The organism is Ramlibacter albus, from assembly GCF_014297445.1.
GTDB classification, from domain to species: Bacteria; Pseudomonadota; Gammaproteobacteria; order Burkholderiales; family Burkholderiaceae_C; genus Ramlibacter; species Ramlibacter albus.
The window spans coordinates 1-12,156 of record NZ_JACORU010000001.1; the positions used below are offsets into that span (position 1 = coordinate 1).

General features: G+C 64.5%; 11 protein-coding genes. 2 read left to right on the top strand and 9 right to left on the bottom strand.

All coding sequences use genetic code 11. The features are described from left to right. Positions 1-76: 76 nt before the first annotated feature. Entirely contained in the window at positions 77-574 is a 498-nt protein-coding gene (locus H8R02_RS00005) for a hypothetical protein (RefSeq protein ID WP_187079304.1), read from the bottom strand. A 145-nt stretch (positions 575-719) separates the two neighbouring features. Here H8R02_RS00005 and H8R02_RS00010 point away from each other — a divergent pair, with 145 nt between their 5' ends. After that, complete coding sequence (locus tag H8R02_RS00010; protein ID WP_187079305.1) at positions 720-1,454, top strand: SEL1-like repeat protein; 735 nt, start codon at positions 720-722, stop codon at positions 1,452-1,454. Positions 1,455-2,564: 1,110 nt separating this feature from the next. On the opposite strand, the gene H8R02_RS00015 is transcribed toward H8R02_RS00010, so the two are convergent. The 8 genes from H8R02_RS00015 to H8R02_RS00050 all read right to left on the bottom strand — a co-directional run bounded on the left by H8R02_RS00015 (position 2,565) and on the right by H8R02_RS00050 (position 10,441). Next, positions 2,565-3,353 carry a citryl-CoA lyase gene (locus H8R02_RS00015; RefSeq protein WP_187079306.1) on the bottom strand — a complete coding sequence of 263 codons (789 nt, stop codon included), beginning with the start codon at positions 3,351-3,353 and terminating at the stop codon, positions 2,565-2,567. Between the two features lie 42 nt (positions 3,354-3,395). Next, positions 3,396-4,262 carry an HpcH/HpaI aldolase/citrate lyase family protein gene (locus tag H8R02_RS00020; RefSeq protein ID WP_255429100.1) on the bottom strand — a complete coding sequence of 289 codons (867 nt, stop codon included), beginning with the start codon at positions 4,260-4,262 and terminating at the stop codon, positions 3,396-3,398. Beyond that, a complete protein-coding gene (locus H8R02_RS00025; RefSeq protein WP_187079307.1) occupies positions 4,259-5,635 on the bottom strand; it encodes an MmgE/PrpD family protein in 1,377 nt (458 codons plus the stop codon). Before H8R02_RS00025 ends, H8R02_RS00020 begins: the two co-directional genes overlap by 4 nt. Further along, entirely contained in the window at positions 5,636-6,811 is a 1,176-nt protein-coding gene (locus H8R02_RS00030) for a CaiB/BaiF CoA transferase family protein (RefSeq protein WP_187079308.1), read from the bottom strand. 12 nt (positions 6,812-6,823) lie between these two features. Beyond that, complete coding sequence (locus H8R02_RS00035) at positions 6,824-7,975, bottom strand: acyl-CoA dehydrogenase family protein (RefSeq protein WP_435531248.1); 1,152 nt, start codon at positions 7,973-7,975, stop codon at positions 6,824-6,826. A 78-nt stretch (positions 7,976-8,053) separates the two neighbouring features. Next, a complete protein-coding gene (locus tag H8R02_RS00040; RefSeq protein WP_187079310.1) occupies positions 8,054-8,995 on the bottom strand; it encodes an electron transfer flavoprotein subunit alpha/FixB family protein in 942 nt (313 codons plus the stop codon). A 1-nt stretch (position 8,996) separates the two neighbouring features. Next, positions 8,997-9,746: an electron transfer flavoprotein subunit beta/FixA family protein gene (locus tag H8R02_RS00045; protein ID WP_187079311.1), complete on the bottom strand. Its 750-nt coding sequence runs from the start codon at positions 9,744-9,746 to the stop codon at positions 8,997-8,999. Further along, complete coding sequence (locus tag H8R02_RS00050; protein ID WP_187079312.1) at positions 9,743-10,441, bottom strand: TetR/AcrR family transcriptional regulator; 699 nt, start codon at positions 10,439-10,441, stop codon at positions 9,743-9,745. The genes H8R02_RS00045 and H8R02_RS00050 overlap by 4 nt, the downstream gene beginning before the upstream one ends. Positions 10,442-10,533: 92 nt before the next feature. Between H8R02_RS00050 and H8R02_RS00055 the strand changes: the two genes are divergently transcribed. After that, positions 10,534-12,153 carry an acyl-CoA carboxylase subunit beta gene (locus tag H8R02_RS00055; RefSeq protein WP_187079313.1) on the top strand — a complete coding sequence of 540 codons (1,620 nt, stop codon included), beginning with the start codon at positions 10,534-10,536 and terminating at the stop codon, positions 12,151-12,153. Positions 12,154-12,156 lie beyond the last annotated feature (3 nt).

Here is a 12,156-nt window from a genome sequence, read left to right on the forward strand (position 1 = left end):
GCTCGAAGGCCTGCAGACCCTCTGCGATACTGTGCCGACTCGGCTGCCCGCAGTGGCTCGCTGAGTGACGTGCATCTCAGCCTCTCCGGGCTGCGGACTTACACCACGTCAAGGGACACGACCGCGTGCCGCACATTCCGGCGAGATATTCCTTCTGAGTCAGCGGAGACCACCTCGCAACCGATGCGTACTTTGAAGCATTGCCCAGCAAATGCACTTCATGTCCCGCGCCAAACCACTTCTGGAGCGAATCGGGAAGCCCGGTGAACCCTTCGTCGCTGCCCACACTGCCCGGGTCGCGAACGATAGGGACAGCAAAGAGGATATGTACCCAGGTCGACACCTGCATCAGCTGGCAGGGATCTTTCCGCGTCGAGACCCGCATTCCCGACCAATTCGCAAGCCAATCCAGAAAGAGCGGCTGGTCCCGCGAGACCCGGTACAGGTTCCAAACACGGTCCTCGTCCCTTCTTTCAAGCGCATGAATCAGGTTCAGTAGTGGGAATGTGGCGGTTTGGATCGTCGCTTCGCCGACTTCGTCGACACGTAAGGTGCTTGGAGCGCTGTAGGTCATGAGACCAACGTACCTGCGAAGTGACCCGCGTCAAGGCGACAGCCGCAAATTTCCGGCGGTGCGGATGCATTTCGGGCTTCAACGTACGTCGGACTGTATGAAGCGTGGGGATGAATCCCCTCCCATTGACCGCAAACTGAATGCCATGAACACCAAACTTCTTCAATCTCTCGTCGCGGCGGTTCCCCAGTGGGAAGCGCCGCATCCCCCGTCTCTCGAGCTGGACACCTCCATCTTCGATTCCATTTTCCGCGGTGGCGTCGCGTGCGAATGGAACGAGTTGGCTGAGATCGGATGCGAAATTGCTGACAAGCATTCGCGTCTCTTCGCGGCCGCATTGGGTTCGTGGATGATTGCTCAGCCAACCCCCGAAGCACAGACGGCAGGCCACTATCTTCTCTTTTCCGCAGCGGACGATGCCCAGTGCGACGAACGCCAACTCGCCATGCTGATCCGAAGCCACCACTTGTTCCACGGCATCGGCACGCCTCGCGACGTCGGGCGCGCAGTCCACGGTCTTTTCAAAGCCCACACCAGGGCAGACTCGGACGAGGTCCTTGGACTTTCGTTCAGCATGCTGGGTGATATGTGGGCTACGGGCTTGATCGATGGGGTCACCGACCACGAGCTTGCATTGCAGTACTACCAAGTGGCAGCCGAGGGGGAATTCGAGATGACCGGCGGCCCATACCGCGCAGGACTTTTCTGGGATCCAAACTCCGACAACAAGACTCGACCGGATGGTGTGCTCGCCGATGCTGAGATTGCTTCGTGCTACTACGACTTGGCCGCGGAGTACGGGAATGAAGAAGCGGAGACGAAGCTCTCGATGCTCATCGCTTCTGGACACATCTCTGCCGACGCGACGGAGATGCACTAGCAAGCGCGTGAGTGTGGAGCGCTCGGTCCTTCAGGGGCCGAGGGCCACTCCCGGCCCAAGCAGAAATTTTGGAGATCGGGAGCTCCTTCAGTCAACCCTCTCTGACGTTCAGCTAGCAGGAGTTATCGCAATAGTTCGTAGTTCTGAGGCGGAAGGATGCGGAAGTCTCGAACCTCGAAGGGCAGAATGCAAAGCCCTTCATTCGCATCATCACGGATCCGCTCAAGCAGCTAAGGCCGGCGGGCAGCGGGGGCAGCAAGTTCACGAACGTAAAGTTCGCGGCGAGCCTGGTGTTTGACTACGAACACGGCGCCGACAGCGAGGCAGAGTCCAACATGCGCGAGGACGAGGCCGGATGACGCGGCAGCTCTCTCCATTGGATCGCTATGTCATTGCCAAGATGATCCCCAGGTAGAACTTGTCAGTGCTCCCGGGCGCGCAGACCTCCGACTCGGTCATCTGAGTCGTGTTCGGCTCCGCTCCCGAAAAATCTTGAGCTCGTGGAGCCGACTCCCCTCGTCGACGGCATCCGCGCCCAGGCGCATCTGCGCACGGAGATCGCGCCACTTGCCTTCGTCGTACTGAAGTGCACGCTCGACCAACTCCATACCGGGGCGTCTGCTTCGTCTTGCCACCAAAGATGGGCAGGGACTGCTGTCCCGGCCCGGCGAGCTGCTGCTGCGCGGCGCGGGAGCTCGCCTCTCTCCGCTCGATGGCGGCTGCGCTCCGCAACCACCGCGCCCTGCGGATTCTTCAGCTGCAGCTTCTTCGGTCGACCAGGACGCGCGGCTTCAATTCCATCGAGAGCGCAGGCGCTGTCGGAGCCGACACGCGCGGTCCATCGCTTCGAACGCACCGGCTGGAAGCCACCTTCCGTCCGTTCGCCGCGCAGCACCGGTTCGAGAAGCTGATCGCGGTGGACGTGCCGTGCGGCGTGGCCCAAGACGTGGTGGAGGCGCTGGCGCATCCGCGCACCGCGCACCGGGGCATGATCGCGGAGGCCAACGGCCACCGCTCGGTGGCCTCGCCGATCAAACTGAGTCACATAAAGCCTACCCGCTCGCGGGGGCCAGACCTCATGGTGGGCAACTCCCCCACGATCAGCACTGTTCAACCCCCGTTCGGTCGAAGGTGCGCGCTCGCCTCTTCCTCCACCCGTTGCCATATCTCCACGGCCATGGGGCTCTTTCCTTCTTCCAGTATGTGCCCTACCAGCCCGATGGCCCGAGCAAAGACGCCGACGCCGCGGACGATCTTCCACGGCAGGCCCAGCTCACAGCAGATCGCGCCGATTGCGCCGGTTGCGTTGATGGGCAGCATCTTCCCACTGGCTCGCTCCGCCTCGGCGCAGATCAAACGTTCCAGCTGGACGTACGCGCCCGCAAATCCATTTTCTTCTGCAATTGCAAACAGCCGAGGCGCGCGCGGATCGATCGGCTTGTGCAGTGGGTGACCCAATCCGGGCACAATCTGACCGCGCTCGCGATATCCGGCAACCAGCTCCCTGGCAATCTTCGGCAGGTCGGCACCTTTTGTCCCTGGTGGCAAAGCCTCATAGAGCATTTTCGCGGTCCCCTCGGTTGAGCCCACAAAGACCGACCCCAAGCCGCAAAGCCCCGCTGCCACTGCCGCCTGGATCGATTCGGGTGCGCCGGCATACGTGAGGCGCGCGGCCAAGGCACTTGGCGTGATGCCGTGCTCGACCAGCGTGACCGCGATCGCATTGAACATCACCGACTCTTGGGGCGTCGGGTTGCGCCCGACGATCAAAAGCCAAGCCATGTCGCCCAGGCTGATCTTGCCTAGCAGCTCGTCGGGGAGGCTCCGGCCCCGCACCTCGATATGGTCGGGGGTGCTCCAGGCGATATCGGATCGGATGGGTTTTGTCTTTCGTGCCATCGAATGTTTCCTCTTCTGTCGTCCAGTTCTTTCTCTTGTGATTCAGATTGCGAAACCGGCGCCGCGCAAGACGACTCGGGCGCGTTCGACCACGGGCAGGTCGATCATTTCGCCGTCGACCGCCACCGCTGCGCCGCCCGCTGCCTCAAATGCCGCACAGACGCGTCGCGCCCAATCGATTCTCTGCGGGTCGGGGGAGAACGCGGCACGCACGACTGCGATCTGCCTTGGGTGAATGCACAGCTTCGCGCCAAAGCCCAGGCGCCGAGAGCGTTCCGCGTCCGCACGGAGCGCCGCAGCGTCTTCGATAGCGGTGCTCACGCCGTCGATGGGCGCCGGCAATCCGGCGAGCCGGGATGCGAGCACCACCTGCGCGCGGTAAGGCTGCAGTTCGGCTTCGCCGCCCCCAGGCGCGCAATCGATTCCAAGGTCGAGCGCCAGATCGATGCTTCCGAACGCGAGCCGAACCACGCCTGGAACTCTTGCCATCGCGCGAACTTCTTCAAGCCCCCGCGCGGACTCGACGATCGGCAGCACGTCCTTGAATGTGGACTCAAATGCGTGGCAAACGACGTCGATGCTTTCGGCCTTCGGGAGCAAGAGTGCCGCGACGCCAGGGTGCCTGCACAAGGCGAGGTCTTCTTCAAACCAGGGCGAGCCCGCCGCGTTGACGCGCACGATCAATGGAGTTGCTTCGTCAAGAGAGCCGGCCAATGCATCGCGCGCACCTCGCTTGGCGCCCGGCGCGACGGCATCTTCAAGATCGACGATGACCGCATCCGCACCCGAAGCAAGTGCCTTCGAATATCGCTCCGGCCGGTCGGCGGGAACAAAGAGGTACGTGCGCGGAAGCGGCGACGCCGGCGTAGCCCCAGCCGCCGCTTTCGACATTGCAGGGTCGGGAATCATCGGCTGAACACGCGTCCCATTCGCGGCTCTCGCTCGAGCCGCCACACGCTTTGGATCAGACAATCCATTTCTTCCGGCGTGGCCGCTTCTCCATACGCTGCGAGTCGCCGCGCCTTGTCCTCGAGTTCGGGCCGCGAGAGCGTATTGCCCGGATCGCCTTTCGGCTCGTCGACGCGGGCTTCGAGCACTCTCCCGGCGCGCAGGCGAACCTGCACCTTGCCGATCCACTGTCGCGGATATGCTGTGTCCACCTCGCCATCCAGCTGCATCGCAACGCGGTCGCGAAAGGCGGCCACGCGCGGCGCGAGAAAGTGCCGGTCGAATTCGTCGAGTCCCGCATATCCGAACTCCGCAACCAACGCCAACACCGTGCCCATCGAGAACTTGGCTTGATGAACGGTCTGCGGCACGACGACGCGGCCCAGTACGTCGATCGCGCCCTGGTGCACCAAGGCCTTCACCTCGGCGATGTCGTCTGCAGCCACGCGATGCCCGCGCATGAGGGAGAGCAGCGCGTCTGCGCTCGGATGCGTGTGGCGGCAGGACGCGTGGAACTTGAAAGAAGTTTCGGCAAGGGCCCATCGCGTCCCGAGACCAGCGACGAGACGGGCGGCATCTGCGTCGCTGGACATTCCCGCGGCCATGCCCTGCTCTCCATCGAGGATGCGGCGCGCTCCCGTGAAACCGTCCCGGGCGAGGTAGGCGGACGCCAGTCCCGAAGATGCCGCATGCGCGCAATGGAGCTGCTTCGAATCGGCTGCGTCGCGCAGGAACTCCCACAAGCCCGCCGCCTGTGTTCCCGCGCTGCCGAACGCGTTCAACATCGTGGCCGAGTCGAGGCCGAGGAGCCTGCCCGTCGCGGCCGCGGCTGCGACCGTTCCGGCCGTTGCGGTCGTATGGAAGACCCGGTAATGAGACCGCCCCAGGAACTCTCCGACGCGGATGCCGACCTCATAGCCGGCAACGACGGCCGCCAGGAATTCACGTCCGCTCGCGCCGATGGCCTGCGCCGTCGCCAGGGCGGCGGGAAATACCACCGCGCCTGGATGAAACACCGAGCCGTTGTGCACATCGTCCTGCTCGACCACGTGCGAGGCGGCGGCGTTCACCATCGCGGCGAAATGGGGAGAGGTGGTGCGGCGCGAGATCAAGACCTCGGATGCGCCGTCGTCCCGAATGCGCTCCGGCCCCATCGCCTGCGCATAGCGCTCGATCGCCTGCACGGCGCGGGCGCTCCTGCCGGCCAGGGTGGAGCCGAGCCAGTCGAGGTAAAGATCTTCGGCGCGCCGAAGCACGGACTCGGGGACATCCTGCGTTCGCAGCGACGCCGCGAAACCGGCCAACGTCGCGGAGGGGTGGTCATGCGTGGTCATTCAAACAGCCCCTTCGGAATGCAGGCGGCTGATTTCTTCTCGCGAACAGCCCAGCTCAGCCAGGATCGCGTCCGTTTGCTCTCCCAAGGCCGGAACGGCGGCCATTGGCGGGGGATCGTCCCCCTGCACATGATGCGGCGGATAAAGCGCCGGCACCGTCCCCCCCGGCGTCGCGACCTTCGTCCATCGACCGCGCGCCAGAAGTTGCTCGTGCGCCCACAGGTCACCCATTTCGTTGAGGCGGCCGTACGCGATCTGCGCTTCGTCGAGGCGCTCAATGAGCTCCGCCCCGGTCAACCTCGAGCAAACCCCTTCGATGGCTTGGCGCAAGGTCTCACGCTCGGCAAGGCGCTTGGCATTCCCCTTGTAGGCTGGCCCGAGTGCCGGCTGCCGCAGGACCTTTTCGCAGAAGAGGATCCATTCGCGATCGTGCTGCACGGCCAGCACCACCTGCCTGCCGTCGCCGCAGGTGAAGGGCCCGTACGGATAAATCGCAGCGTGCGCCGCACCGGCACGAGTCGGCGGCGGCTGGCCGTCGAGCGTGTAGTACAGCGGGAAACCCATCCACTCCGACATGGCCTCGAGCATCGAAATTTCGAGCCGCTTTCCGCGTCCCGTGCGCCCACGCTCGATCAGGGCGGCGAGGATGCTGCTGTAAGCGTACATGCCCGCCGCGATGTCCGCGATCGACAGCCCCGCCTTGGAAGGCTCCTGCGGCGTTCCCGTCACCGACACGAAGCCCGACTCGCTCTGGATGAGCAGGTCGTAGGCCTTCTTTTCGGTGTAGGGCCCGCCTTCGCCATAGCCTGAGATGTCGCAGACCACCAGCTTCGGATTGCGGGGCGAAAGGCTGGAATGGGCCAAGCCCATGCGCGACGCCGCACCCGGCGCCAGGTTCTGCACCAGCACGTCGGCACTTTCCACGAGCCTTTGAAGGAGCGCCCGCGAGGCCGGGTGCTTCAGGTCGAGCGTGAGGCTTTCCTTGCCACGGTTGCACCACACGAAGTGCGAGGCGAGCCCGTGCGCGCGCTGGTCGTAGGCGCGTGCGAAGTCACCCTCCCCCGGCCGTTCCACCTTGATGACGCGTGCGCCGAGGTCAGCGAGTTGCCGGGTGCAGAAGGGCGCCGCGATCGCATGTTCCAGCGTGACGACGAGCATTCCCTGGAGCGGTTGCATGGCATCGGGCTTTCAGAACGAACGCGGCAGGCCGAGCACATGCTCCGCGACGAACGAGAGGATCAGGTTGGTGGAAATCGGCGCCACCTGGTACAAGCGCGTCTCGCGGAACTTGCGTTCCACGTCATATTCGCACGCGAAGCCGAAACCGCCATGTGTCTGGATCGCCACGTTGGCTGCCTCGAACGAAGCCTTGGCGGCGAGGTACTTGGCCATGTTGGCCTCGGGGCCGCAGGGTTGCTTCGCGTCGAACAAGTCGCAGGCGCGCCAGCGCATGAGGTCGGCGGCCTCCGTCTCGATGTGACTTTCAGCGATCGGGAACTGAACGCCCTGGTTCTGGCCGATCGGCCGGTCGAACACGCGGCGATCGCGGGCGTAGGCTGCGCTGCGCGCGACGAACCATCGCGCATCGCCGACGCATTCGGCCGCGATGAGCGTGCGCTCGGCGTTCAGGCCGTCGAGGATGTACTTGAATCCCTTGCCTTCCTCGCCAATGAGGTTCTCCGCCGGAATCTCCAGGTTGTCGAAGAACATCTCGTTGGTTTCATGATTGACCATGTTCCGGATCGGCTTGACGGTCAACCCCTTGCCGATTGACTCACGCAGGTCCACGATGAAGATCGACATGCCTTCGGACTTGCGGCCGACCTCGGCAAGCGGAGTCGTGCGGGCCAGCAGGATCATGAGGTCACTGTGCTGTACGCGCGAGATCCAAACTTTCTGCCCGTTCACCACATAGCGGTCGGACCTGCGAACCGCGGTGGTCTTCATTTGCGTGGTGTCGGTGCCCGTGGTTGGCTCTGTCACGCCCATGCTCTGCAAGCGCAGCTCGCCGGTGGCAATGCCGGGCAGGTAGCGGCGTTTCTGCTCTTCCGAGCCATGCCGCAGCAACGTGCCCATGTTGTACATCTGGCCATGGCACGCGCCCGCGTTCCCGCCGCAGCGGTTCACCTCCTCCATTACCACCGATGCTTCGGCGAGCCCGAGTCCGGCACCTCCAAACTCCTCGGGGACCATCACGGCGAGCCAGCCGGCTTTGGTCAACGCGTCGACGAATTCCTCCGGATAGCCGCGATCGTGGTCGATGCGGCGGAAGTATTCGTCGGGGAATCGCTTGAAGAGGTCGCGCAGCGCGGCCCGCAGTTCGAGATGGCGTTCAGGCAAGGCTTTCATTTTGGGTTCGCGGCTACACCGTCAGGCAGTGCGGCCGCCCGGGCAGGCACCCGGGCAGGATTCGTCGAATCAGATGGCTCCCGTCATCTCCGGAACGGCCGCAAACAGGTCGGCCGCCAGTCCGTAGTCCGCCACCTGGAAGATGGGGGCATCCGGATCCTTGTTGATCGCGACAATCACCTTGCTGTCCTTCATCCCAGCGAGATGCTGGATGGCGCCCGAGATGCCGACGGCGACGTAAAGCTGCGGCGCGACAATCTTTCCCGTCTGCCCGACCTGGTAGTCGTTCGGGGCATAACCCGCATCGACGGCGGCGCGTGAGGCGCCCAGCGCTGCGCCGAGCTTATCTGCCAGCGGCTCGAGCACCTCGCGAAACTTCTCGGCCGATCCCACGCCCCTGCCGCCGGAGACAATGATCGAGGCCGCGGTGAGCTCGGGGCGCTCCAGCTTGACCACTTCGCGGCCGAGCAGTTCGCTCAGGCCAAGTTCGTCGCCCGGCGGAACGGCCTGCACCGGCGCCGTGCCGCCCGAGGCCGGGGCGGCGTCGAACGCGGTGGTGCGGACACTGAGCACCTTGACCTTGTCGTGCGACTGCACACGCGCCACAGCGTTGCCCGCATAAAAAGGACGCAGGAACGTATCAGGCGCCTCGATCGCAATGACATCGGAAATCTGCGAGCTGTCCAGCAGCGCGGCGGCGCGTGGCAGGACGTTCTTGCCGAACGGGGTCGCAGGTGCGAGGACGTGCGTGTAACCCGCGTCGGCCTTTAAGCTGGACACGACGACCGACGCCAGGTTTTCCGCCGACTGAGACTCCAGGTGCGGCGCGTCGGCGAGCAGGACTTTGGCGACGCCGGTCGCAGCCGCGGCGGCATTGCCCGCCGCCGCGCACCTGTGCCCGGCCACCAGCACGTGTACGTCGCCACCGAGCTTCGCAGCCGCGGCGATGGTGTTCAGGGTCGATGGCTTGATCGAAGCGCCATCGTGCTCCGCGATGATGAGGATCGTCATTTCAGAAAACCTTTGCTTCTTCCTTGAGCCGCCTGACCAGTTCGGCAACGTCGGCCACCTTGATGCCTGACTTGCGCGCTGCCGGTTCGTCGACACGCAGCGTCGTCGTCCTGGGGGCCAGGTCCAGGTCGAGATCCGCGGCCTTGACAACCTCCAGCGGCTTCTTCTTCGCCTTCATGATGTTCGGAAGCGTGATGAAGCGCGGCTCGTTCAGCCGCAGGTCGGTCGTGATCACGACGGGCAGCTTGAGTCTCAGGTGTTCGAGGCCTCCGTCGATCTCGCGAGTCACCAGGACCGACGAGCCTTCCACGGAGACCTTCGAAGCGAACGTCGCCTGCCCCCATCCGAGCAGGCCTGCGAACATCTGGCCGGCCTGGCCGGCGTCGTCGTCGATCGCTTGCTTGCCGAAGATTGCCATCTGGGCGCCTTCCTTCTGGGCCACGTGCTTCATCAGTTTGGCCACGGCCAGGGGCTCCAGAACGGCATCGGTTTCGACGAGGACGCCGCGGTCCGCGCCGATCGCCAGGGCGCTTCGCAATGTCTCCTGGCAGCCGGCTGGGCCGCACGAGACGGCGATCACCTCCGATGCGACGCCGGCTTCCTTCAGCCGCACGGCTTCCTCGCAGGCGATTTCGTCGAACGGGTTCATCGACAACTTCTGGTTCGCGAGATCCACTCCCGAACCGTCAGTCTTCACGCGGGCCTTAACGTTGTAATCGAGTACCCGCTTCACGGCGACCAGAATCTTCACTTCGAAAACGCTCCTGTAGGTTGAATGCCGAATATGGGAGGGGAGGCCCCACTCTGCGCGAGGGCGGCAGGCAGCGAACTTCCGGTGGGCACCGAACGCGCGCCTTGGTCAAGTTGCTCGTGGACTCGTGGCATCAGGATGGCGAACATCCGGTGCGCAAGCGCGTCGATGCCGAACCGGCTTCCGGCCCGGTACCACTGTCCCGCCCAGTTCAGCGCGCCAAGCACGGTCTGGCGCACGAGCACCGTGTCCGAATCGACCCAGCCCCGCGCCGCCGCCGCCGCAAGTTCCCGATCCCAGAGGTCTTCATAACGGTTCCGGCTCGCCAAGACGCGCTTCATTGCGGCCGGCGAGAGGCTGCGCCACTCGTAAAGCAGAACCATGAGGGAATCCAGGTTCGATCCCAGCAAGGCCGTCAAGTGGCATCTCGCCATGGCCAGCAGCTTCTCGGCCACGCCGCGCTTCGCGGCCAAGCCTTCGGCCACGGCGGCATGCACGTCCCGGATGCCATCTTCCATGATGGCGACCAGGAGTTCTTCCTTCGACTCGAAGTAATAGAAGACCGATCCTGATGTGATTTCCAGGGCCGCGGCGATCTGCCGCACCGTTGTGCGCTCGAAGCCGCTGCGGCGGAAGAGCCTGGCAGCCCTCTTCAGGATTTCCTGCCGTCGGAGGCTGTCGGATGGGTCCGTCATGGCGTACACTATATCAGCTAACAAGCGTTAGGTCGAATGCCCGAAAGCTTCGGGTGCCCCCCTTTGGCGGCCTGCGCAGTGCCTGACTATCCATGCCCATCATCGAATCGGCGGTCGACCGCCAGTCAGAGAACTTCGAGGCCCAGCGGCTGCAGATGCAGGCGCTGATCGGGAACTTTCGCGCGCTGGAAGCCCGCGTGCGTGACACGTCCAATGCGCTGGAGCCCCGATTTCGTGAACGCAGGCAACTCCTGCCGAGGGAGCGCGTCGCGCTCTTACTTGATCGCGGCTCGCCCTGGCTGGAACTGTCCTCGCTCGCAGGCCTGCGAATGCATGACGACGATGGGGAGAAGAACGTGCTGGGCGGGGCGTTGATCACCGGCATCGGCGTCGTTTGCGGGAACCGGTGCATGGTCATCGCATCCGACAGCGCCATCAAGGGCGGCACGATCACGCCCATGGGCCTGAGAAAGAGCCTGCGCGCCGAGTCGATCGCGCTGGAGAACCGGCTGCCTGTGGTGCGTTTGGTGGAGTCGGGCGGCGCCAACCTGATGCACGTCGGCGAAGTCTTTATCGAAGGCGGCCGCGGATTCGCGAACCAGGCGCGCCTCTCCGCCGCCGGCATTCCCCAGGTCACGGTGATGCACGGCCACTCCACCGCCGGCGGGGCTTACCTGCCTGGCATGTCCGACTACGTGGTCATGGTGCGCGGTCGCGCCAAGGCCTTCCTTGCCGGGCCTCCGCTCCTCAAGGCGGCGACGGGCGAGATTGCCGGCGACGAAGAACTCGGCGGCGCCGAGATGCACACGCGCGTCTCCGGCGTGGCCGAGTATCTGGCCGAGGACGATGCCGACGGAATCCGCATCGCCCGGGACGTTCTCGCCCGGATGCCCCGGGTCGGCAAGGCCGGCCCGCCTCACGCAGGCGCGTGGAAGCCGCCGCGATACTCTGCAGAGGAGATCGTGGGCCTGGTGCCACCCGACTACCGGCAACCCTACGACGTTCGCGAGTTGCTCGCGCGGCTGATCGACGACTCTGACTTCCTCGACTTCAAGCCGGAGTACGGCGCGGCCACGGTCTGCGGGCACGGCGCGATCGAAGGCCAGCCCTGCGGCTTCATCGGAAACAATGGCCCGATCGACCCGCAAGGCGCCAACAAGGCCACGCAGTTCATGCAGTTGTGCGACCAATCCGCTACGCCCTTGGTCTACCTTCAGAACACCACGGGCTTCATGGTGGGCAAGGAAGTCGAGCAGGCCGGCATGATCAAGCATGGATCGAAGATGATCCAGGCCGTCACGAACTGCAAGGTGCCGAGGATCACGCTGATGATCGGCGCCTCGTTCGGCGCGGGTAACTACGGCATGTGCGGTCGCGCCTACGACCCGCAGTTCGTGTTCGCCTGGCCGAATGCGCGCGTCGCGGTCATGGGCGGGGAGCAGGCGGCGATGGTCATGCGCATCGTCACCGAGGAAAAGATGGCCCGCGCAGGCAAGCCCGTGGCCGAATCGGCACTCGCCGCGATGCGCGAGGAAATCCTGAAGCGTTTCGACATGGAGTCGCACTCGCTCTTTGCGACGGCCAGGCTCTGGGACGACGGAATCATCGACCCTCGCGATACGCGGCAAGTGCTGGCAATGGCGCTTGCGGTCTGCCGGGAAGGCCGCGAGCGCACCTTGCGCCCCAACAGTTTCGGCGTCGCGCGGATGTAGGAG

Excerpts from the sequence above, each read along its gene's own strand:
- H8R02_RS00020 (WP_255429100.1), bottom strand. The coding sequence starts at position 4,262 with ATGATTCCCGACCCTGCAATGTCGAAAGCGGCGGCTGGGGCTACGCCG.
- H8R02_RS00040 (WP_187079310.1), bottom strand. The coding sequence starts at position 8,995 with ATGACGATCCTCATCATCGCGGAGCACGATGGCGCTTCGATCAAGCCA.
- H8R02_RS00055 (WP_187079313.1), top strand. The coding sequence starts at position 10,534 with ATGCCCATCATCGAATCGGCGGTCGACCGCCAGTCAGAGAACTTCGAG.
- H8R02_RS00050 (WP_187079312.1), bottom strand. The coding sequence starts at position 10,441 with ATGACGGACCCATCCGACAGCCTCCGACGGCAGGAAATCCTGAAGAGG.
- H8R02_RS00030 (WP_187079308.1), bottom strand. The coding sequence starts at position 6,811 with ATGCAACCGCTCCAGGGAATGCTCGTCGTCACGCTGGAACATGCGATC.
- H8R02_RS00015 (WP_187079306.1), bottom strand. The coding sequence starts at position 3,353 with ATGGCACGAAAGACAAAACCCATCCGATCCGATATCGCCTGGAGCACC.
- H8R02_RS00010 (WP_187079305.1), top strand. The coding sequence starts at position 720 with ATGAACACCAAACTTCTTCAATCTCTCGTCGCGGCGGTTCCCCAGTGG.
- H8R02_RS00005 (WP_187079304.1), bottom strand. The coding sequence starts at position 574 with ATGACCTACAGCGCTCCAAGCACCTTACGTGTCGACGAAGTCGGCGAA.
- H8R02_RS00025 (WP_187079307.1), bottom strand. The coding sequence starts at position 5,635 with ATGACCACGCATGACCACCCCTCCGCGACGTTGGCCGGTTTCGCGGCG.